Here is a 21614-nt window from a genome sequence, read left to right on the forward strand (position 1 = left end):
AGGATCGCACCAGGACCCGTTCTTTGCCAGGGCCCACCAGGATCAGGCGCGGGGCGCCCCGCCGTCGGCCGGCGCGAGCACGTAGCCGCGGAACCACCTCGCCGTCTCGCGCCAGACCTGCTCCCGGGCAGGCGCCGCCGAGAGGGTCGCGTCGTGCAGCCCGCCGTCGATCCGCACCAGGGTGGTGAGGGAGCCGACGTCGGGCACGCGACGGGCGATCCCGACCACGTCCAGCACCGAGTCGGTGGACCGCATCTCCTCGGTCCACCGCGTCGGGATGCTGCTGCGGGCACTGAGCAGCACGAGGACCGGTACGTCGATGCCCAGGCCCCGCGCGACCTGGTCCTGTCCGCGGAAGATCGCGGCCAGCCACGCGGGCGTGGCGCGCCAGCCGGCGTCGGGCCGCCAGGCGACGTCGTAGTCCCACTCGCCATCGAACCGCGACGAGATCGAGCGCGCGTACAGGCCGCGGTCCAGGTTGACGAGCTGGCTGCGGGGCACGAGCACCGACTGCACGCGGATGCCGGGCTCCATGAGCTTGCGCCCCGCCTCGCGGGTCTGGAACTCCAGCCACGGCCCGTTCAGCACGAGACCCGCGACCCGTTCCTGGTTGCGCGCCGTCCACAGGCTGAGGGTGAGCCCGCCCGTGGAGTGGCCCATCAGCACGAGCCGACGGTCGGGGCGGTCGTCGAGGCCGTGCCCCATGACGGCGAGCGCCGCCTCGATCTCCTCGTCGTAGGTGGCGAGGCTGCGGACGTACCCCGGGGTCTGGCCCTCACGCAGGCTGCGCCCGTAGCGCCGCAGGTCGAGCGCGTGGAACCGCACGCCGAGCGACTCCCAGAAGTCCGCGAGGTGGGTCTGGAAGAAGTAGTCGAGCCAGCCGTGCACGTAGAGCACGTCGACGCCGGCGTCGGGCGGTGCGGCTGGCGTCGCGGCCGGGTCCCCGTTCGTGTGCTGCCGTCCGGCGCCCGACAGGCGCAGGCGGCGGCCGAGCTCCGACAGCTCGTCCCAGAGGCGCGCCACCTGCGGGTTCTCTGCTCCGACCCGCCGGATCCCCCGGTGATGCTCGGCCTCGCCGGGCTTGGCGAGGCTGTCCTCCGTGGTGTCCGGCCCGACCGCCGTCCGGGAGCCGGACCGGGCCCGGCGCACCAGCGTCGCCACCACCTCGGTCTCGTCCTCGTCGGGCTCCAGCGGCAGGGTCAGGCGTTCGAAGCCCGGCAGCACGTCGGGCTCCCAGACCGGCTCCGGCGCCGGCCCGTCGTCCAGACCGGGGGAGAGGCTCGTCATCTGACCGACGGTAACCGGAGGTGCGCCCACTCCGCCGGGTAGTCGTCGAGCCAGACCTCGAACGAACGCGCGGCACGCCCGGCCAGGTGCGCGACGTCGGGGCTCACGTTCGCGAGCACACCCGCCTCGATCGCCTGGCACCGGGTGATCCAGTCCTCCACCTCGGTGGCGGTCGACCGGTAGAACTGGGCGCGCGCCTGCTCCACGGTCTGGGACACGTACCGGATGGTGCGGCCGACGGCCGCCGACAGCGTCGCCGCGATCTCGTCGAAGGTCAGCGCCTCGGGTCCCGTCAGGTGGTAGGCACGGCCCGCGTGCCGGCCCGGGTCCTCGTCGAGCAGGACCGCGGTGGCGACGTCGGCCACGTCGTCGTGCGACACGGTGGCGACCCGGCCGTGGCCGGCCGGCGCACGGAGCAGCGCCTGCTGCCCGGAGCCGGACGACTCGTCGTGCACGGCGAAGGTGAGGGTGCGGTGGAACATGCTGGTGCGCAGCATGGTCCACGTGAGGTCGGTGCCCCGCAGGTACTCCTCGGTCAGCCAGTCGTCGCGGGCGCTGGACGCGATCGCGTCCGGCGCGGCACCGATCGACGAGACGTAGACGACGTGCCGCACGCCCGCGAGCACGGCCGCGTCGATGGCCGCGCGGTGCCTGGAGAGGCGGCCGGGACGCTCCCGGCCCGGCACGAGGAACACGGCGTCCGCCTCGGCGAAAGCGCTGGTCAGCGCCCTGGTGTCCGCGTCGGTGGGGATCGCGACAACCTCCGACTCGGGCAGCGGGGCGCCGTCGGGCAGCCGGGGGGCGGCGCCCCTGCCGGCGACCAGCATGCGCTGGTGACCGCCTGCCGCGGCGACACGGAAGGCGAGCCTGGAACCCAGCCGGCCGTCGGCCCCGGTGAGGACGATCAGCCGGTCCGGCGACGCGGGCGTCATTCCCACACCGTAGACGGCGGACCGCCGACCAGCCGGTCGGGGCGGGGTGAAATGCCGATCAGGCGCCCGAGGGCACGCCCAGCTCCGCCCGGACGAAGTCGACCACGCCGTCCGCCGCCGCCTCGATCTCGGCGAGGCACTCCTCGAAGTCCTCGGGACCCCCGTACCAGGGGTCGGCGATGTCGAGCCGGTGCTCGGGAGCGCCCTCCGCGGCAGGGTCGAACGACCGGTACATCCGGATCGTCGTGTCGGCCTGCGTGCGGCCGGCGAGGTTCCGCAGGGCCTGCGCATGGCGCGTCGTCATCGCGAGGACCAGGTCCCGCGAGCCGACGTCGTCCCTGGTCACCTGGCGTGCGCGGTGGGCGTCGCCGGTGGGGTACCCGTGCTCCGCGAGGACGGCGCGGGCGCGCCGGTCCACCGGGTTGCCGTGCTCCTCGTCGCTCACGCCGGTCGAGTCGACCACCACGGCGTCGCCCAGGCCGGCGGCCTCGAAGCGGTCGCGCAGCACGATCTCGGCCATCGGGGACCTGCAGATGTTTCCGGTGCAGACGGTCATCACGCGGTAGGCAGTCACGCGCACATTCTCCCGTGCCGCTTTCCCCGGCTGTCTCCGGGCGCGGGAAAGCCCGCGGGGCGACATGTGTCAGCCGTGCTGGACGAGGGCACGGCACCCGCGGGCTCCGGTGGTCGCGAGGAAATCGCCACCAGTGTCCCGTTGCGCCTGAGCGATCAGGAAGGCCCCGTGCTGAGCCCCCCGACCGCCGTCGGCGCGAAACGCTTACGCGTCACGCGACTAGCGCGCGACCACCTCATGGGTCCGATGTGAAATCACTTCTCGGATCACCTCCCTTCTCATGTGCCACAGAACCTACGCCGCCAGGCGGCGTACGCACAGGCTTTTTCCTCGCGGCGAAATTCGTGGCCCAGGGCATTCGGCCGAGCGACGACTTTCGGGGGACCGGCCCGTCTGCCCTGCATGACCATCACCACCGTCGACGCGCTCACGACGTCGGCCGACGGCACGCTGATCGCCTTCGACGTCACCGGCCCGGCCCGCGGCCTGGCGCCCGCGGTCGTCGTGATCGACGGTGTCCTGGCCCACCGGGTGCCCGTCACGCTCGCCGTGGCGGCGGAGCTGGGCGACCGGGTGACCACGCTGCGGTACGACCGGCGCGGGCGCGGCGGGAGCGGCGACACCCCGCCGTACAGCGTGGACCGGGAGATCGACGACATCGCCGCGTTGTTACAGGTCACGGGCCCGGCCGCGCTGCTGGGCATCTCCACGGGCGCGTTCCTGGCGCTGCGCGCGGCCGCCGACCTGGGCTCCGCGGTCACCGGGGTGCTCTGCTACGAGCCGGGCTACGACGTGGCCAGCGGCGAGCCGCCCGCCGATCCCCGGATGATCGCGGGGGTGGAGGCATGCGTGGAGGCGGGTGACCCGGGCAGCGCCGTCGAGCTCTTCCTCGACGTGGTGGGCATGCCGTGCCGGCTGGTGCCGCGGATGCGGGCGTCGGCGTCATGGGCGGACCTCGAGTCGATGGCGCCGACCATCGCCTACGACGGCCGGGTGCTCGCGGCCGTCGCCCTGGGGCGACGCGCCCTGATGTGCCGGTGGGACATGATCACCCAGCCGGTGCTGGTGGCCCACGGCACCGCGAGCGCCGCAGCCGTCGCGGCGGCGGCGGACTCGCTGGTGGCCGTGCTTCCGGCGGCACGCCGGGTGACCGTTCCCGGTCACGGGGCGGACGTGCCGCCGGAAGCGATGGCGGAGGCCGTCGCAGGCCTCCTGGGTGTCGTCAGTCCGTGAGCGAGGCGCGGGAGCCGACGACGGGGGACGAGCCGATCAGACCGCCGAGCTGGGACGCACCGGAGCCCGAGCCGGCGAGCGTACGGGCGGACATCGTCCCCTCGTAGCTGTCGTACTTCACGTACTGGTGGTAGACCTGGCCGTCCGACCGGTCGGTGATACGCCAGCGGCCACCCACCCAGACGGACCGCGGGGCCTCGGTGTAGGCACGGAAGAAGCCGCACCCGTCACTGTCGAGCGGGACGCCCCAGGAGATGTGGTCGGGCTGCTCCTGGCCGGCACCGGCGTAGACGTGCCCGTTGCTGCCGACGAACTGCACAGAGATGTCACCGGTGGGGTAGTAGCCCGGCGCGGCGCAGACGCCGACGTCGGCCGTCAGGTAACCGGCGTACTCGTAGGACTCGCTGATCGCGGCGTTGTAGTTCCACAGGCTGAACCACTGGTAGGCCGCGAAGGGCGACGACAGCGAGGACCGAACCCAGAGGTAGGTCCGGTTGCTGGTGTCCTTGCCGGCCATGTTCGACACGACCACGCGGAACTGGTTGAGCTCGTGCGCGGGAGCGGCGGTGAACCGGTACGTCGAGCTGTTCGACCCGATGTTGGTCCAGGTGCCGCTCGCAGGGGTCCAGCGCTGCCACTGGTACTTGAGGCCGCCGCCCGTGGCGGAGACCTTGAGCGTCACGGTCTTGCCGACCGTCGTGTCCACGTAGCGCGTCGGCTGCGTGGTGACGTTCGGCGTGCTGATGCCGACGGGCCACTTCACGGTGACGGTCGCCGAGCTAAGGCGCTTGGCCGGCAGGTAGGCGTACTTGCGGCCGACGATCTCCACCGAGATCTTCTTGCCGTGCTCCTTGGTCGTGAGCTTGTAGGTGCGGCTGGTCGCACCGGCGATCGGCGTGCCGTTGGCGCGCCACTGGTAGGTGACCACCGACGGCGTGGGCGACCAGGTGCCGCGGTTCGCGGTGAGGGTCTGGCCCACGCGGACGGTGCCGCTGATCGTCGGCGCGGACGTCCGGGCGAACGGCTTGGAGACGACGGCGGCGGCCGACGTCAGGCTCTTCGTCGTGTAGCCCGCCTTGGAGCCGGTCACCGTGACGGTGAGCTTGTCACCGTGGAGGCGGCTGGGGATCGTGTAGGTGCGGCTGGTGGCGCCGGAGATCGAGCTGCCGTTCGCCTTCCACTGGTACTTCAGTGTGGCCGTCGGGGAGAAGTGGCCGGTCGTGGCGCCGACCAGGCCGCCGACCTTGACCGTGCCGTTGATCTTCGGCGTCGTGGTGACGAAGCTGGCCTTCGCGACCGTCGAGAACGCGCTGTAGGCGGTCTTCGGGGCGTAGCCGGCCTTCGTGCCGGTCACGACGAGGCGCAGGGTCTTGCCCGCGTGCGCGGCCTGCGGGGTGAACGTCGTCGTGGTGGCGACCGTGGTGCCGCTGATGTTCCACTGGTAGGCGAGGGAGGTGCCCTCGGGCCAGGTGCCGGGCCGGGCGGTGAGCTTCGAGGCGACCTTGACCGTGCCGGAGACGGTCGGGGTGCCGGCGGCGAGGTCGCCGAGGGTCACGACACCGGAGGCCGCCGCGACGGGGTCGCTCGTCAGGCCGCCCGCGGTCGCCGCGACGGTGCCGATCAGGTACTGGTCGAGGTAGGCGGGCAGGACGTCGAGCGTCGGGTCGCCGGCACCTTCGACGAGGGTGTCCGTGGCGTCCAGGACCGCGTCGGCGCTGAGGTACCACGCGTAGGCGACGGACTCGGGCTCGGGCGCCCAGGTGCCGCCAGTCTGGTCGAGGGCGATCGTGGTGCCGACCACCGCTGCCCCGCTCACCGCGAGGGTTCCGGTGAAGACGGGCGCGTCGGCCTCCGCGGCGGACGCCGGCACAGCGGCGAACGGCCCGGCGACCAGGGCGAGCGTGGCGAGCGATGCGCCGGCGCGCCAGCGCCGGGCCGTTCTCGGGGTGGGGGCGGCGAACGCGGGGTGGGCGTCGCCGAAGAGCTTCTGCTTCATAGGGGGGTCCTTCGCGATCCGTGACAGGACGGGGCACCGGGGACCGCCGTCGGTCCCGGGCGTCGCGAACGTAACCTGCCTCGAATGCTGCCGGAAGCAACATTGAGCGAGAATCGGCTTAAAACCGTCGAAGTTCACCCCTGGATTCACCCCGCGGTGAATCCTGTCGCCGCCAGGGCCCGTCGAGACATGCGTCCCGACGGGCCCTGGCGATCTCAGGACGGGCGATCTCAGAACGGGCGGCTCAGAACGGGCGGCGAGCCGTGACCAGGATCCGCGGCGCCTCGTCCACCAGCACGTTGCCCGTCGCGAAGTGCATGTGCAGCCCGCGCAGCGCCGCCTCGTGGCGGGCGACGGCGGCGGGGGTGAGGTCGGCCAGGTCGGGCACCTGCCAGGCCGCGACCCGCAGGTACCACAGCACGGAGGAGAGGTCCTTGAACGTGCGCGTCCCCGCGTACTCCGTGGCCTCGACGATCTCGAGGCCGGAGGCGACGAGGCCGTCGGAGATCACGTCGATCGTCACGCCGTCCGGGTCCCAGCCCAGCGGCACCCGGAGCGCCTGGTTGAGGACGAATCCGTCGCGCGTGTCCACCTGCTCGGTGAGGAACGTGCCGCCCGGCTCCAGCACGCGGCCCACCTCGTCGGGGTCGATGGTGCTGAACCGGCTGAGCACCGCGCTGTACTGGCCGTCGAAGAAGGGCAGCAGCACGTCACCCGTCCACGACGGCTCCACGCGGCGCACGTCGACTCCGAGCGGCTCCAGGCGCCGTCGGGCGGCGAGGAAGGCCGGGCCGAGCTCCGTGGCGGCCGAACCCTTGGGGAGCGGGCCGAGGCCCGCGAAGAAGTCACCGTCACCGGTGCCGATGTCGAGCACGGCACCTCGGGACTTGAGCACGATCTCGCGGGCCAGCGTGGGGTAGTCCCACTCCGGCACGTCGATCGTGAGACGGTCGTCGACGGGAGCGTTGTCGAGACCACCCGTGAACAGCGCCGCGGGTGTAGCAGGTGTCGCAGGGGCGTTACGCGCCCATTCGACGTGGTCCTCGAACGGCGCGTCCGGCGCCGGAGCAGGGGCGATCGAGACGTCAAGCATGTGGGAGATTGTGACGCAAACGGGGAGTAAGGGCTAACACTGGTGCAAACACGACCGGAGGCATCGCCGTGATGGTGAATCCCATACCCGCGGCGCACATCTCACCGACGGAACCGCCGTTCTCACTGCGCGTGGTCGGCCTGATGTCCGGCACGTCCCATGACGGGGTCGACGCCGCGGCGTGCGATCTCCGGCTCACCGGCGACACGCTGACGCTCACGCCCCTCGGGCACCTCTCCGCGCCGTACCCGGAGGAGCTCCGGTCGTCGCTGGTGGCGGCGCTCCCGCCGGCCGCCAGCTCCGCGGAGGCGGTGTGCCGGCTCGACACAGGCATCGGCCAGGCCTTCGGCGACGTCGCCGGCCGTGCCGTGGCCGAGCTCTGCGACGGGCGAGCCGACCTCGTGGTCTCCCACGGCCAGACGCTCTTCCACTGGGCGCCCGCGGGCGGCGCCGTTCGGGGCACCCTGCAGATCGGCGAGCCCGCGTGGATCGCCGAGGCGACCGGGCTCCCCGTCGTCTCCGGCCTGCGCACGCGCGACATCGCCGCGGGCGGGCAGGGCGCCCCGCTGGTCGGCCTGTTCGACGCGCTGTGGCTCGCCGGCCGCCCCGGCGCCGTCGCGCTCAACCTGGGCGGCATCGCGAACGTGACCGTGCTGCCGTCGGCGGGCGATGCGCGCGCGGGCGCACCCGCCACCACGCCGGTCGCCTTCGACACCGGCCCCGCCTGCGCGCTGCTCGACGCCGCGACCTGGCACGTCACGGGCGGACGCCTCGCCTTCGACGCCGACGGCGCCCTCGCCGCCCGCGGCCGCGTGCTCCCCTCGCTGCTGGAGCGGCTGCTCGACGAGCCCTACTACGCACGACCGGCCCCGAAGTCGACGGGCAAGGAGCTGTTCCATCTCTCCTACCTGCTGGACCGCGTCGGACCCACGGAGCCGACGGCGGAGGACCTGCTCGCCACGCTCGTGGCACTCACCGCCCGCACGGTGGCCGACGCCGTGCGGCACACCGCCACCGAGGTGGTCGCCTCGGGCGGCGGGACTCGCAACCCGGTGCTCATGGCGGCACTCCGGGAGGAGCTGCCCGGGGTCGCCGTCCGGACGTCGGACGAGCTGGGCGTGCCGAGCCAGGCAAAGGAGGCGCTGGCGTTCGCGGTACTCGGTTGGCACACGTGGCACGGCCTGCCCGGCGTGCTGCCGGGGGCGACCGGGGCGCGGCACGCGAGCGTGCTGGGGTCGGTGACGGCGGGAGCGGACGGGCGGTACCCGCCGGGGCGGGGTTCGGGCGTGGGGCGGCCGGGGCGGTTGGAGATCTTGCCGCCGGTCTGAGGCTCCGTGGCTCGCAGGCGTGACCCGAGGCGGCGCCGACGGGTGAAAGCGGAGCGAGGCGCCCGATTTTCACTGAAAAGCGGCCCTGTGACCGATAAAGTCACGCGACTTGTCGTCCCGCGTGTAGACCATGCGCGGCTACTGCTGGAGCGCTCGATGTCGACCTCGGTAACACGGCGGTTCCTTCCCTCGGCACGGCGGACCTGCGCGTCGCTGCTGGCCTCGGGTCTCGTGCTCGGACTTGGTGTGACGACCGCTGGTGCGTCACCTGCCATGGACGCGCTCGTGGCGAGCACGACAGAAGTCGTTGCGCCAACCCTCGCCGCGGATGCCGAACCTCTCGATCCCAGCTTCGTGCAGGAGGGGATGCCGAGCACGCACGGCGGACAGGTCGTGGGATGGGGACGCCTGAGCGGGGCGTTCAACGGCAACTCGCCGCGAGCGCTTCCGGACGGTGTTCATGCCGTGGCACTCTCCGCCGACGATCGCCATATCCTGATACTGCGGAGCGACGGAGGAGTGGACGTCCATGGGTCCGGCGCCTTCAGCGGATCGGGCCGCCACCTCACGCCACCGGAACGCACGACATTTACTGCCGTGTCGGCGGGCTGGGACTGGACCACACGGATCCTCAGGTCCGACGGCATAGTGGTCGACGCGTCGGGGACGCCGGTGAAGACACCGCCCCAGGGTCTGCGGTACATAGCAATCTCAGGGCACCTTGCACTGCGTTCGGACGGGACGCTCGACCCTGCCTCCACCCCGGGCGAGTCGTGCTCCGCGGCACGCGATCCGGGTTCCGACCTTCGCTACACCGCCATCACGGCCCGGCGGGACTCGGGAGACTGGGCCGCGCTGCGCAGTGACGGCGTCATTCTGAGCTGCCACGAACTGGTCGACGGGTGGGAGACCCGGGTCGTCGACCCCCCGGCGGGCACACGGTTCATCGGCGTCGACATGGGCAACGGGGAGGTGGTCGGCGCCACTGCGGACGGACGCGTCATCTCGTCGGGCGGGACACAGCTCGCCGCCGCCCCGGCGGGACGTTCAGTCGTCTCGCTTGCTGCGTTGGACCCGGGGCAGGGCAGTGCGACACTCGACGACGGGTCGATCCTCAGCTGGGGACTCATCGGCAGGGACGCGGTGCTGCCGCTGGTTCCGGCGGAGCGCGCCGTCTTCTCCGCTGTCGACGGATACAGCACCACTGCACAGCACTGGGCGATCATGGTCGGAGACCCCGTCCCTGTGGAGGTTTCCCTGCGGCCTGTGCTGCCGTCGGGCCGTCCGTTGCGCGTCACGGATGACGTCCGGATCGGCGCCAATGCCACTCTTGCTAACGGGGTGCCAGTCTCCGGCCAATTTGAGCCGACATCGCAGGCACCTGACGGGCAGGTACAGGCGCTCGAGACGGTGGGCCTTTGGCCTTCGGATCCGGCTGAGATCCGGTTCTCCACCGGAACCCACGAGCTCACCGGAACCCACCTGCTGGACGTGACGTTCTCCGGGTCCCCCTACGCCACGACCACAGTCGAGACCTCGTTCGATTTCATGGAGCCGAGCATCGTAAAGCTCACCACCTCGGGACCCGCGACGTGGCACGACGGCACCGAGAAGACGCTCTGCTTCACGCTCGCCACCGAGGACGGCTCGCCTCTGTGGTGGCCCACGACGTACGGACCGACCACGATCAGCGTCGGTGCCGACCCAGGCGACGTGTACGAGGCAGAGCCACCACCCTGGGACGGCGCGCCGGGCAATTGGTGCATGCACTACCTGCAACTTGAACCCGGTACTTACACGGCTCAGTTCAACTACGAAGGATGGGGTGAAGCCGACTCGGTGTCGTGGACCGGTCAGATCGTCGTACTGCCGCCCGCCACCACACGCATCCAGAGCGACCTACCAACCTCGTGGCGTTACGGCCAGATGCCGGACTTTGTCTCGTTCGACGTGCTGTCCGACTCGCTCGTTCCGGTGGGAGTTGCGGTCCTGGAGCTCGACGACGGGACCTGGTTCGGGGCCGGCGACCAGCTCGACGAGAATGGCCGCGGGAAGATCTCGATCGGCCACGAGGATGAGCTCGCTCCCGGCACCCACCCCATGACCGTGCTGTATCGGGGCGGATACGGCTTCGCTCCCGCCCGCCTGGAGCGGACGGTCACCGTCGAGCCTGGCGTCTTCAGCGCAGCGGCGCCGAGGGTCACGGGAACGGCGAAGGTCGGCTCGAAGCTGTCCGCGTCCACCGGCATCTGGTCGCCGACACCCACGAGTTTCCGCTACGCGTGGAAAGTCGACGGCGTCGCCGTCACGGGCGCGACGTCGAGCACCTTCAGCGTCCCCGCCTCGGCGGCGGGCAAGAAGGTCACCGTCACGGTCACCGGCCTCAAGCAGTACTACGAGTCGTCGGCGACCAGCGCCCCCACGACCGCCGTCGCCCCCGGGACGTTCACCGCCCCGAAGCCGACGATCAAGGGCACGGCGAAGGTCGGCGCGACGCTGACGGCGACCCGCGGGACGTGGTCGCCGACGCCGTCGTCCGTGAAGTACGTCTGGAAAGCGAACGGCGTGACCATCTCGACCCGGACGTCGAGCACGTTCGTGGTGCCGGCGTCGGCGAAGGGGAAGCGGCTGACCGTCACGGTGATCGGCTCGCGGACCGGGTACACGACGAGGTCGGTCGCGAGCACCGCGACGTCGGCGGTCGGGGCGGGGACGTTCACGGCGCCGCGGCCCACGATCACGGGGACCACGCGGGTCGGGTCGACGCTCACGGTGAGCTGCGGGACGTGGTCGCCCGCGCCGTCCTTGGTGAAGTACGTGTGGAAGGCGAACGGAACGACCATCTCGACCCGGACGAGCAACCGGTTCGTGATCCCGGCGTCCGCGCGTGGCAAGCGCCTGACCGTCACGGTGACCGGCTCACGGACCGGGTACACGGCCAAGTCGGCGACGAGCATCAGTACGGTGACCATCCGCTGAGCCTCGCGGCAGCCCGCCCCGGCCGGGGTGGCGGCGTCCCACGACGTCGCCACCCCGGCATTTCCGTGTGTGACCCCGGAAATACCGGGGAGAAGTACCCATCTCGGGCGGGATGCCGAGCCCGAGGCCGGACATGACGAAGGCCCCGACTCTCTGAGTCGGGGCCTTCGTAACAACGTGCGCGAGGGGGGAGTTGAACCCCCACGCCCTTTCGGGCACACGGACCTGAACCGTGCGCGTCTGCCTATTCCGCCACTCGCGCGCTGCGTGGATGAGGCTAGCACGGCTCAGAGGGCAGTTCCGAATCCAATAACAGTGAAGTGGTTCACGTCCCGCCGCAGGTCTAGTAGCGTGCGGATCCGCCCACGTCTCTCCTCGCCGCGCCACCTGAGGGAAGATCGGAGAAGATCCGCAGGACATCCACAGTATTGGAGTCTGCGGGGACCTACCGGTCTATACGATCTAGGTAGTCTGCCCGGCGCAGACCCTGGAAGGAGGTGGCATGGGCGCCCTGGACCGCTTCGAGAAGAGCGTGGAGCGCATGATGAACAACGCGTTCGCCAAGGTGGGACGTGGCGAAGTGAAGCCCGTCGAGCTGGCGAGCAGGCTGCGGCGTGAACTGGACGACCGTGCCGCGGTCGTCGGACGCGACCGTACCGTCGCACCGAACGAGTTCACGATCGAGCTCGCTCCCGACGACTTCGCCCAGATCGAGGCGTGGGGTGCACAGACCCTCGCCGACGAGCTCGCGTCCAACATCACGGCGTACGCCGCGACGCAGCACTACGCGTTCGTGGGCCCCGTCAGCGTGACGTTCGACGAGCAGTACGAGCTGGTGCCCGGCCGCTTCACCGTGCGGTCGCGCAGCGTGCAGGGAAGCGTCGCCCCGGCGACCTCCGGCGCGCCGACGGGACGGCACCCGCTCATCGACATCGATGGTCAGCGCTACCTGCTCACCGGACCGGTGACCGTCATCGGGCGCGACGCCGAGGCGGACATCGTGGTGGACGACCCGGGTGTCTCCCGGCGGCACCTCGAGATCCGCGTGACGCCGGACGGCGTCGTGGCGACCGACATGGGCTCCACCAACGGCCTGTACGTCGAGGGCCACCAGGTTCCTGCCGCGACCCTGCTCGATGGCAACACGATGACCATCGGCCGTACCCGCATCATGTTCTGGACCGGCAGTGCGTCCGGTGCGGACAACGAGGACTGGTGAATAAACCGAAATGAGTGAGCTGACGTTCACCCTGCTCCGGCTGGGCTATCTCGTGCTGCTGTGGGTGTTCGTGCTCTCCGCCGTCGCAGTGCTACGGCGCGACCTCGCGGGGCCACGCACGACCAGCGGCCGGCGGCGCCGGCCCGAGCTGGCGGGGCCGGCCCCGACGCCGTCCCCCGGCGGCGGTGCGCCCCGCGCGCCCCAGCGCGGTGGCCCGTCGCGGCTCGTCGTGGTGGCCGGCCCGCTCACCGGGACGACCATTCCCCTCACCTCGTCCGGAGTGCTGATCGGGCGTGCGCCGAGCTGCACCCTCGTGCTCGACGACGACTACTCGTCCTCGCGCCACGCGCGGATCTTCCCCCAGGGCGGCCAGTGGTTCGTGGAGGACCTCGGTTCCACGAACGGCACCTACATCGGCGAGGAGCGGGTGCAGGGCGTGCTCCCGCTCGGCCTCGGTGTGGGCGTGCAGATCGGACAGTCCGTCGTCGAGCTCCAGGGATGACCACCACGTGACCGTGACCTTGCGGTATGCCGCGCGCTCCGACGTCGGCCTCGTCCGCTCCAACAACCAGGACTCCGCGTACGCGGGGCCCAACCTCCTCGTCGTGGCCGACGGGATGGGCGGACACGCAGGCGGCGACGTCGCGTCCGCGCTGACCATCGCGGCCCTGGTGGGCCTCGACCGGCCCGACCACAGCTCCGACCAGTCGATGTCCGAGCTGGAACGCTCGATCGACCGCGCCCGGCAGGACCTCGTCGACGCCACCACGGCCGACCCGGACCTGGCCGGCATGGGCACCACCGTCACCGCGCTGCTGAAGTCCGGCAACACGCTTGCCATGGCCCACCTGGGCGACTCGCGCGCGTACCTGCTGCGGGACGGCACCCTCGCGCAGGTCACGGTGGACCACACCTTCGTGCAGCACCTGGTCGACACCGGTCGCATCACGCCGGACGAGGCCGAGAGCCACCCGCAGCGCAACGTCGTCATGCGGGTCCTCGGCGACTTCGACCTGGACCTCACTCCCGACCTGTCGATCCGCGAGGCGGTGCCCGGCGACCGCTGGATGCTCTGCTCCGACGGCCTGTCCGGATTCGTGCCGGACAGCGAGATCGCCGAGGTCCTCAACACCGTCCCCGACCCGTATGACGCCGTCGAGCGGCTCGTCTCGATGTCCATGCGCGCGGGCAGCACCGACAACATCACCGTCGTCGTCGCGGACGTCCTGGACGACGCTGCCGCGGCGGGCACCACGGCCACCGTCACCCCGGAGATCGTCGGCTCGGCCGCCCTCGCGGGCGTGACCGCGGCCGGTGGTGGTGCGCCCTCCGCGAGCGCCACCCCGCACTCCGAGATCGACGGCGACACCGTGACCGGCTTCAGCCGCGGCGGCGCGGCGCAGGGCGGACAACCGGCGCCGGCCGCCGTCGCGGTGGGCGTGCTGTCCGACCCGGCGGCCCAGGACAGCCTGGCCGACACGCTCGAGCAGGCCATGATCGCGGGCGGCACCGACGAGGAGCAGTACCAGCCGGACATCCAGCCCGACGACGACCTGGCCGAGGAGGCCGACGAAGAGGCGCCGACGCGCAAGAAGCGCGTCTGGCTGACCGTGGTCGGTGCCCTGCTGCTCGTCGTGGGCCTCGTCCTGGCGGGCTGGGGCGGCTACCGCTGGACCCAGACGCAGTACTACGTGGGTGAGTCCGACGGCCAGGTCGCGGTGTTCCGCGGCATCCCGGCGACGGCCGGACCCCTGACCTTCTCGACGGCGGTCGAGCTCACGGGCACCCGCGTCGACGAGCTGCCTACCTTCGTCGCGGACCGGGTGAACGAGACCATCCGCGCCACCTCCCTCGAGGACGCCCGCGGGCGCGCCGAGCGGCTGATCGCCGAGGCGGCCGAGGAGACCGAGCCGTCTGCCTCGCCGTCGCCGTCGTCCACCCCGACGCCGACCACGAGCGAGCCGGCGAGCACCTCGTCGCCGAAGTCCACGCCCACCGCCTCCAAGGAGACCGGGACGGGAGGGAACGGATGAGCGTCCTCCAGCCCGAGGAGAAGGCACCGGCCCGCGCCGCCGAGGCGATCCTGCTGGTCGTCGCGCTGGCGCTCGGCATGGGCGGCATGTGGATGGTGGGCTACTCCCTCGAGGACGGCCTGCCCGAGGGGTTCTGGACCTACACGCTCGTCCTGGCCGCGCTGGCCTTCACGGCGCACATCGTGCTGCGGCTGCGTGCGCCCTACGCCGATCAGGTAATCCTGCCGGCCGTCGTGCTGCTGAACAGCGTCAGCATGGCGATGGTGCTCCGGCTCGACCTGTCGCCCAACATCGCCATGGCCGGCGCCAACGCGCCGAGGCACATCATGTGGTCCGCGATCGGCATCATCCTCGGCTGCATCGTCATCTTCGTGATCCGCGACCACCGCAGCTTGCGCCGCCTGACCTACACGGCGATGATCGTCGGCATCGTGCTGGTCGTCCTCCCCCTGGTCCCTGGCCTGGGCAAGGAGATCAACGGCGCGCAGATCTGGATCTTCATCGGCCCGTTCTCGCTGCAGCCGGCCGAGTTCGCCAAGATCGCGTTCGCCGTGTTCTTCGCGGGCTACCTGGTCGCGAACCGCGACACCCTGGCGCTCGCGGGCAAGAAGTTCCTGGGCCTGCAGCTCCCGCGCCTGCGCGACCTCGGCCCCATCCTCATCGTCTGGGCCGTCTCGCTGGCGGTCCTCGTCGGCGAGAAGGACCTCGGTACCTCGCTGCTGTTCTTCGGCCTCTTCGTCGGCATGCTCTACCTGGCCACCGACCGGGTCGGCTGGATCGTCATCGGCCTCACGATGTTCGCCGCGGGCGCCGTCGTCGCCTGGTCGATCTTCAGCCACGTGCAGGGTCGCGTCGATGTGTGGCTCGACCCACTGAACGCTGAGCTCTACGAGCGCGACTTCGGCGGGTCCTACCAGATCGTCCAGGGCATGTTCGGCATGGCGTACGGCGGCATGTTCGGCGCAGGCTGGGGCGAGGGGTTCCCGGACCGGGTGCCGTTCGCCTTCTCGGACTTCGTGTACGCCGCCCTCGGCGAGGAGCTCGGCCTCACCGGCCTGCTGGCGATCCTGCTGATCTACCTGGTGATCGTGCAGCGCGGCCTGCGCCACGCGATCGGCGTGCGTGACGGTTTCGGCAAGCTGCTCGCGGGCGGTCTCGCATTCGTCATGGCGCTGCAGCTCTTCGTGGTCGTGGGTGGCATCACCCGCATCATCCCGCTCACCGGTCTGACCCTGCCGTTCATGGCCCAGGGCGGATCGTCCCTGCTCGCGAACTGGATAGTCATCGCCCTCATGCTGCGCATCTCCGACGCCGCCCGGCGACCGTCGGCCCTGCCGACCCGCGGCACCCTGGCCGACCCCGCGCCCGCCGTGGTGGGCGGCGGCGCGATCGAGGTGGGCGGGCCCGGCGCGACTCCGGTCCAGGCTGGGACCGACGCCGGTGCGGGCCGCGGGCCGACGCCCAACGAGGCGACCCAGATCGTGCGGGGGGTGGACCTGTGAACGCGACCCTGCGCCGCCTCTCGACGATCGTCATGGTGATGTTCCTGGCCCTCATGGTCTCGACCACCTGGATCCAGTTCGTCCAGGCACAGAGCCTGAACGACGACCCCCGGAACGTCCGCGGGATCTACAGCGCGCTCGGCCGGGACCGTGGACCCATCGTCGTGAGCAACGGCGACCCGATCGTCACGTCCGTCCCCGTGGACGACAACTTCAAGTACCAGCGCACCTACTCCGACGGCGACGGCGGTGCGGCCACCGTGTACGCGCCGGTCACCGGCTACTTCGCCATCAACGGCACGGTCACCGGGATGGAGCGCTACGCGAACAGCTACCTCGCGGGCGAGGACGACTCGCTGTGGCTCGACCGCCTCCAGAACCTCATCACGGGCGAGGAGGCGCAGGGCTCCTCGGTCGAGCTCACGATCGACCCCAAGGTGCAGAAGGCCGCGTGGGACGCGCTGGGCGACAACGTCGGTGCCGCCGTGGCCATCAACCCCAAGACGGGCGCCATCCTCGCGATGGTCTCCAAGCCGTCGTTCGACCCGAACACCCTCGCGGTGCACGACAATGCGGCCGTCACGGCCGCGTCGGAGGAGCTGTTCAACTACAAGCCGCAGGTCAACTCGATCGGCGGCGAGGAGCGGCTCAGCCCCTACGGCCCCACGATCAACCGCACGATCAACGCGATCTACCCGCCGGGCTCCACGTTCAAGCTGCTGACGTCGGCCGCCGCCATCGAGTACGAGGGCATGACCCCGGAGACCCCGATCCCGGCGAAGGACGTCTACCAGCTCCCCGGCACGACCGGTGACGGCGGCAGGGTGCAGAACTTCGACGGCGAGACCTGCAGCCCGACCGGTTCGATGACGCTCAAGGACGCCCTGCGGATCTCGTGCAACACCGCGTTCCTGGAGCTGGCCAACACGGTGGGCAAGGACGGCATGCAGCAGATGTTCCAGGACTTCGGCTTCACCGACTCGCTCGAGATCCCGATGACCACGTCGGTCGGTGTCTACCCGGGCCTCTCCGACACCGCGACGGACGACTCCGACGCCCGCATCGCGCTGTCCGGCATGGGCCAGGGCGACCTTCGCCTGACGCCGCTCCAGGTGGCCATGATGTCCGCGGCCATCGCGAACGACGGCGACCTCATGGAGCCGTACCTCATCCAGAGCGTGCGGGACAGCGACCTCGAGCTCGTGAGCCAGACCAAGCCGAACCGCTACAAGAGCCCGTTCTCGTCGTCCACGGCCGACGCGCTGACCGAGATGATGGTCGCGGTGGTCGAGGACGGCTCCGGCCAGGGCGCACAGATCCCGGGTGTCCAGGTGGCCGGCAAGACCGGTACCGCGGAGGACGACCCCCGGTCGCCCACGCTGTGGTTCACCTCGTTCGCTCCGGCCGACGACCCGCAGGTCGCCGTGGCCGTGGTGCTGGAGAACGAGGGCCAGTCCACCAACGAGACCACGGGTGGCGCCCTCGCCAGCCCGATCGCCGCGCAGATCATGCAGGCGGCGATCTCGAAATGAGACCGGTCGAGGGTCTGTCGCTGGGCGATCGCTACAAGCTGGTGCGGCGCATCGCCATGGGCGGCATGGGCGAGGTCTGGGTAGCGCGCGACGAGAAGCTCGCGCGCGAGATCGCCGTGAAGGTGCTCCGTGAGGAGTACACGGGCAACGAGGACTTCCTCCGCCGCCTGCGCACGGAGGCCCGGAACTCGTCGACCCTCGTCCACCCCAACATCGCGCAGATGTTCGACTACGGCGAGGAGAACGGCGCCGGCTACCTGGTCATGGAGCTGGTCCTGGGTGAGCCGCTCGCCGACCTGCTCGAACGGGAGCCGGTGCTGCAGCCGGCCCGGCTGCTGCCGATCCTGGCGCAGACCGCGCGCGGCCTGCACGCCGCCCACCTCGCCGGCGTGGTGCACCGTGACGTGAAGCCGGGCAACATCCTGCTGGAGCACTCGGGCACCGTGAAGATCACGGACTTCGGTGTCTCGGTGGCCCAGAACCAGGTGCCCATGACCGCCACGGGCATGGTCATGGGCACCGCGCAGTATCTGTCCCCCGAGCAGGCCGTGGGCCAGTCGGCCACGGGCGCCTCGGACATCTACGCGCTCGGCGTGGTCGCCTACGAGGCGACGGCGGGCCGCCGCCCCTTCACCGGCCGGACGCCGGTCGACATCGCGATCGCGCACGTCAACGCGCCGATGCCGCTGCTGCCGACCTCGGTGCACCCCGGGCTGGCCGAGACCATCACGCAGATGCTGGAGAAGGACCCGGCGCAGCGCATCGCCTCGGCCGACCAGCTCGCGCGGCACCTCGACATGCTCGCCGCGGAGATCGCCGAGGACCCGTTCGGCAGCTCGCGCTACGCGCGCCGCTCGCGTCGCGACGGTCAGGCGTCCTCCACGCAGCGCTCCGGCACCGGCCGGTCGAGCGCGCCGCAGCCCGGCCCCTCGCACGCCCGCAGGCAGTCCCCGTTCGGCCCGACCAGCGGCGGGCGGCACACGACCGTGGCCAACGCCCAGTCCGCGCCGCCCCAGCCGTCCCCCGGCCCGGGAGCGCCGGCCGGCGGATTCGGTTCGGGCACGGCGGCGGGTGGTTACGGTTCCGGGAACCCCGCGGGCGGTTACAGCCCGGGCACCCCGGCCGGCGGCTACGGTTCCGGGCCGTTCGGCTCCGGTTCCTACGGTTCCGACTCCGCCGGGTACGGCACGACGTCGGGCACTTACGGGACAGACGCCTACGGACGCCCGTACTCACCGGCTCCGGGCACCCCCGCAGGCGGACCGGCCTCCGGGGGATACGGCTCGGACTCGGCCGGGTACGGCACCGACTCCGCCGGCTACGGGTCCGACTCGGCCGGGTACGGCACGACGTCGGGCGCCTACGGCTCCGACTCCTACGGCAGGCCGGCCGCACCCGGGTACGTCCCGCCGCCGGCGGGCTCGGCGAACGGGGCCGCACGGGCCTATCCGTCGCGCCGCGACCTGCACTCGACACGCCAGGACGGACGGCGGGTCCCCCAGCAAGGGCGTTCGGGAGGGCACCCTGGGAAGGGACGACGCAGCCTGTCGTCCGACATCCAGGGCTGGGTGAACGGGATCGAGGATCGCCTGGGGATCCGCGTGTCCTGGCCGCTCGTCGCACTGGTCGGGCTGCTGCTCGTGGTCATCCTCATCATGCTGGTCACCGGGGGCGGCGACGACGGCGCTCTGCGGGAGCCGTTGGGTTCCTCCGAAATCTACGCCGAAACGCTGAATCCCCCGGCAGCGGCCGGACTGGCCGCTTCTGGGATGATGCTCCTCAACGAGTCGTATGCCCTGAGGCAGACGGCCACGACATCAAAGGACCTATGAGTGGTGGAGAACACGCCCCGCGTACTCGCCGGCCGTTATGAGGTCGGCGAGCTCGTCGGCCGTGGCGGCATGGCCGAGGTGCACATCGGCCACGACACCCGTCTCGGTCGTACCGTCGCGATCAAGGTGCTCCGTTCCGACCTCGCCCGTGACCCGTCGTTCCTCACCCGGTTCCGGCGCGAGGCGCAGTCGGCTGCCGCGCTGAACCATCCCGCGGTCGTGGCCGTGTACGACACCGGCGAGGACATCCACCAGAACGCCGCCGGCGAGGACGTGCACGTGCCGTTCATCGTCATGGAGTACGTCGAGGGACACACCGTCCGCGACATCCTGACCGACGGCGCGGCGGTGCCGATCGAGGAGGCCGTCGAGATCACGGTCGGCGTGCTGAGCGCGCTGGAGTACTCGCACCACGCCGGCATCGTGCACCGCGACATCAAGCCCGCGAACGTGATGATCACGCCCACGGGCGCGGTCAAGGTGATGGACTTCGGCATCGCCCGGGCCATGGCCGACTCCGCCGCGACGATGACTCAGACCCACGCCGTGATCGGCACGGCGCAGTACCTCTCGCCCGAGCAGGCCCGCGGCGAGCAGGTCGACACCCGCTCCGACCTGTACTCCACCGGCTGCATGCTGTTCGAGCTGCTCACCGGACGCCCGCCGTTCCAGGGCGACTCGCCGGTCGCCGTGGCCTACCAGCACGTGGGCCAGGAGCCGCAGCGCCCGTCGGAGGTCGCCACCGACGTCCCCGAGGTGCTCGACCGCATCACCCTCAAGGCCCTGACCAAGGACCGCGACCACCGGTACAGCACCGCGGCCGAGTTCCGCCGCGACCTGGAGGCCGCGATGCGCGGCGGCCAGGTCACCGCACCCATGGTCGGCGCGGCGATGATGGGTGCGACCCAGGTCGCGGGCCAGCCCGCGTACGGGGCCACGCAGGTCATGACGCCGGGCAACGGCAACTGGGGTCCGGCGACGGCGCAGCAGAGCCCGATCACGCCGGGCAACGGCTACCCCGGCCCGCAGACCCGCAACGGTCAGCGCGAGCCCGAGAAGAAGAGCAAGGCCCTGATGTGGTGGCTGCTCGGGATCGCCCTCGCGGCGGTCGCGGCCATCATCATCGCCATGGTCATCAACGGCGGAGGCGAGGACGAGCCGACGACGGTCGCCGTGCCCACGATCTCGGAGGGGATCAGTGCCGAGGAGGCACGGTCGCAGATCGAGGCCGCCGGTCTGACGTTCCAGTCGGCCATCGACAAGGAGTCCGACCTCGACGAGGGTCAGACCACCGGACAGACCGACCCGGGCGCCGGCGAGGAGGTCGAGCCGAACTCGACGGTCACCGTCTACGTGGCGGGTGCTCCGGGGCAGGTCACGCTGCCCGAGCTGAAGAACCTCTCCGAGGCTGACGCCCGGGCCAAGCTCGAGGAGCTGAACCTGACGGTCAGCAGCACGGAGTCCGAGAACAGCCCGGACGTCAGCCAGGGCCAGGTCACCAAGAGCGAGCCGGGCGCGGGCCAGACCGCGCAGGAGGGTTCGGACGTCGTCCTGTACGTCTCGACCGGCAACACCACGCTCCCGAACGTCGTCGGGCAGTCCAAGGAGGGCGCCGAGGCACAGCTCGCGAACCTCGGTCTCGGCACCATCCAGTGGGACACCGAGGAGAGCGACGAGGTGACCCCGGGTACGGTGTCACGCACCGACCCCGAGGCCGGCGACGTGAAGCAGGGCACCTCGGTGACGGTCTACATCGCAGAGGCGCCGGCACCCACGGAGACGACCGTCCCCGCGGACCTCGTCGGCAAGACGCTCGACGAGGCCCAGGTCGCGTGCACCGGTGCGCAGATCACGTGCCAGCAGGCGTCCGAGGAGGCCTCGGACATCTTCGCCGCCGGCCAGGTGATCCGGTCCGACCCGGCTCCGGGCTCCACCGTCGACGTGGGCTCGTACATCAACCTCGTGATCTCCACCGGCCCGGAGGGCGGCGGGGAAGGCGACGGTGAGGACATCATCCCGTAACGCAGTCGGCCCCTGACCGGAGACCGGTCAGGGGCCGCACCGCGCACATGGC

General features: G+C 71.3%; 15 protein-coding genes and 1 tRNA gene. 10 read left to right on the top strand and 6 right to left on the bottom strand.

Annotation, left to right across the window (positions count from 1 at the left end; genetic code table 11):
- Positions 1-42 precede the first annotated feature (42 nt).
- Genes AB0I29_RS16275 through AB0I29_RS16285 form a run of 3 tightly spaced genes read right to left on the bottom strand, consistent with a single transcriptional unit; the run spans position 43 to position 2775 of the window.
- A complete protein-coding gene (locus AB0I29_RS16275; protein ID WP_357483147.1) occupies positions 43-1287 on the bottom strand; it encodes an alpha/beta hydrolase in 1245 nt (414 codons plus the stop codon).
- Positions 1284-2219, bottom strand: a complete 936-nt coding sequence (locus AB0I29_RS16280) for an NAD(P)H-binding protein (RefSeq protein ID WP_285100590.1) — start codon at positions 2217-2219, stop codon at positions 1284-1286. The genes AB0I29_RS16275 and AB0I29_RS16280 overlap by 4 nt, the downstream gene beginning before the upstream one ends.
- A gap of 58 nt (positions 2220-2277) precedes the next feature.
- Complete coding sequence (locus AB0I29_RS16285; RefSeq protein ID WP_357483468.1) at positions 2278-2775, bottom strand: low molecular weight protein-tyrosine-phosphatase; 498 nt, start codon at positions 2773-2775, stop codon at positions 2278-2280.
- A gap of 420 nt (positions 2776-3195) precedes the next feature.
- Here AB0I29_RS16285 and AB0I29_RS16290 point away from each other — a divergent pair, with 420 nt between their 5' ends.
- Entirely contained in the window at positions 3196-4026 is an 831-nt protein-coding gene (locus tag AB0I29_RS16290; RefSeq protein ID WP_357483151.1) for an alpha/beta hydrolase, read from the top strand.
- Here AB0I29_RS16290 and AB0I29_RS16295 read toward each other — a convergent pair.
- The gene (locus AB0I29_RS16295) at positions 4016-6022 is read right to left on the bottom strand and encodes a hypothetical protein (protein ID WP_357483154.1); all 2007 of its coding nucleotides are present in this window, start codon (positions 6020-6022) and stop codon (positions 4016-4018) included. The genes AB0I29_RS16290 and AB0I29_RS16295 overlap by 11 nt on opposite strands.
- Before the next feature lie 244 nt (positions 6023-6266).
- Positions 6267-7115, bottom strand: coding sequence for a class I SAM-dependent methyltransferase (locus AB0I29_RS16300; RefSeq protein WP_357483157.1), 849 nt, complete (start codon positions 7113-7115; stop codon positions 6267-6269).
- A 71-nt stretch (positions 7116-7186) separates the two neighbouring features.
- On the opposite strand from AB0I29_RS16300, the gene AB0I29_RS16305 reads away from it, so the two are divergent.
- Together AB0I29_RS16305 and AB0I29_RS16310 are read left to right on the top strand one after the other, a co-directional pair.
- On the top strand, positions 7187-8443 hold the full coding sequence (locus AB0I29_RS16305) for an anhydro-N-acetylmuramic acid kinase (RefSeq protein WP_357483160.1): 1257 nt from the start codon (positions 7187-7189) through the stop codon (positions 8441-8443).
- A gap of 273 nt (positions 8444-8716) precedes the next feature.
- On the top strand, positions 8717-11422 hold the full coding sequence (locus AB0I29_RS16310) for a hypothetical protein (RefSeq protein WP_357483163.1): 2706 nt from the start codon (positions 8717-8719) through the stop codon (positions 11420-11422).
- 178 nt (positions 11423-11600) lie between these two features.
- Here AB0I29_RS16310 and AB0I29_RS16315 read toward each other — a convergent pair.
- Positions 11601-11684 (bottom strand) — tRNA-Leu (locus AB0I29_RS16315).
- 240 nt (positions 11685-11924) lie between these two features.
- Here AB0I29_RS16315 and AB0I29_RS16320 point away from each other — a divergent pair.
- From AB0I29_RS16320 to pknB, 7 genes are read left to right on the top strand one after another with little or no spacing between them, the layout of a single operon-like run.
- Positions 11925-12641: a DUF3662 and FHA domain-containing protein gene (locus AB0I29_RS16320; RefSeq protein ID WP_020017306.1), complete on the top strand. Its 717-nt coding sequence runs from the start codon at positions 11925-11927 to the stop codon at positions 12639-12641.
- 10 nt (positions 12642-12651) lie between these two features.
- The gene (locus AB0I29_RS16325) at positions 12652-13143 is read left to right on the top strand and encodes an FHA domain-containing protein (protein ID WP_357483167.1); all 492 of its coding nucleotides are present in this window, start codon (positions 12652-12654) and stop codon (positions 13141-13143) included.
- Positions 13144-13150: 7 nt separating this feature from the next.
- On the top strand, positions 13151-14674 hold the full coding sequence (locus AB0I29_RS16330; RefSeq protein WP_357483172.1) for a PP2C family serine/threonine-protein phosphatase: 1524 nt from the start codon (positions 13151-13153) through the stop codon (positions 14672-14674).
- Positions 14671-16176, top strand: coding sequence for an FtsW/RodA/SpoVE family cell cycle protein (locus tag AB0I29_RS16335; protein WP_285100582.1), 1506 nt, complete (start codon positions 14671-14673; stop codon positions 16174-16176). The genes AB0I29_RS16330 and AB0I29_RS16335 overlap by 4 nt, the downstream gene beginning before the upstream one ends.
- Positions 16173-17708: a penicillin-binding protein 2 gene (locus tag AB0I29_RS16340; protein ID WP_285100581.1), complete on the top strand. Its 1536-nt coding sequence runs from the start codon at positions 16173-16175 to the stop codon at positions 17706-17708. The genes AB0I29_RS16335 and AB0I29_RS16340 overlap by 4 nt, the downstream gene beginning before the upstream one ends.
- Positions 17705-19540, top strand: a complete 1836-nt coding sequence (locus tag AB0I29_RS16345) for a protein kinase (RefSeq protein WP_357483181.1) — start codon at positions 17705-17707, stop codon at positions 19538-19540. Before AB0I29_RS16340 ends, AB0I29_RS16345 begins: the two co-directional genes overlap by 4 nt.
- On the top strand, positions 19541-21562 hold the full coding sequence (gene pknB / locus AB0I29_RS16350; RefSeq protein WP_357483186.1) for a Stk1 family PASTA domain-containing Ser/Thr kinase: 2022 nt from the start codon (positions 19541-19543) through the stop codon (positions 21560-21562).
- The last annotated feature ends 52 nt before the right edge of the window (positions 21563-21614 follow it).

The organism is Promicromonospora sp. NPDC050262 (assembly GCF_040655935.1).
Taxonomy (GTDB): Bacteria; Actinomycetota; Actinomycetes; order Actinomycetales; family Cellulomonadaceae; genus Promicromonospora.

Coding starts and splice junctions, on each gene's coding strand:
- AB0I29_RS16275 (WP_357483147.1), bottom strand. CDS start 1,287: ATGACGAGCCTCTCCCCCGGTCTGGACGACGGGCCGGCGCCGGAGCCG.
- AB0I29_RS16280 (WP_285100590.1), bottom strand. CDS start 2,219: ATGACGCCCGCGTCGCCGGACCGGCTGATCGTCCTCACCGGGGCCGAC.
- AB0I29_RS16285 (WP_357483468.1), bottom strand. CDS start 2,775: ATGACCGTCTGCACCGGAAACATCTGCAGGTCCCCGATGGCCGAGATC.
- AB0I29_RS16290 (WP_357483151.1), top strand. CDS start 3,196: ATGACCATCACCACCGTCGACGCGCTCACGACGTCGGCCGACGGCACG.
- AB0I29_RS16295 (WP_357483154.1), bottom strand. CDS start 6,022: ATGAAGCAGAAGCTCTTCGGCGACGCCCACCCCGCGTTCGCCGCCCCC.
- AB0I29_RS16300 (WP_357483157.1), bottom strand. CDS start 7,115: ATGCTTGACGTCTCGATCGCCCCTGCTCCGGCGCCGGACGCGCCGTTC.
- AB0I29_RS16305 (WP_357483160.1), top strand. CDS start 7,187: ATGGTGAATCCCATACCCGCGGCGCACATCTCACCGACGGAACCGCCG.
- AB0I29_RS16310 (WP_357483163.1), top strand. CDS start 8,717: ATGGACGCGCTCGTGGCGAGCACGACAGAAGTCGTTGCGCCAACCCTC.
- AB0I29_RS16320 (WP_020017306.1), top strand. CDS start 11,925: ATGGGCGCCCTGGACCGCTTCGAGAAGAGCGTGGAGCGCATGATGAAC.
- AB0I29_RS16325 (WP_357483167.1), top strand. CDS start 12,652: ATGAGTGAGCTGACGTTCACCCTGCTCCGGCTGGGCTATCTCGTGCTG.
- AB0I29_RS16335 (WP_285100582.1), top strand. CDS start 14,671: ATGAGCGTCCTCCAGCCCGAGGAGAAGGCACCGGCCCGCGCCGCCGAG.
- AB0I29_RS16345 (WP_357483181.1), top strand. CDS start 17,705: ATGAGACCGGTCGAGGGTCTGTCGCTGGGCGATCGCTACAAGCTGGTG.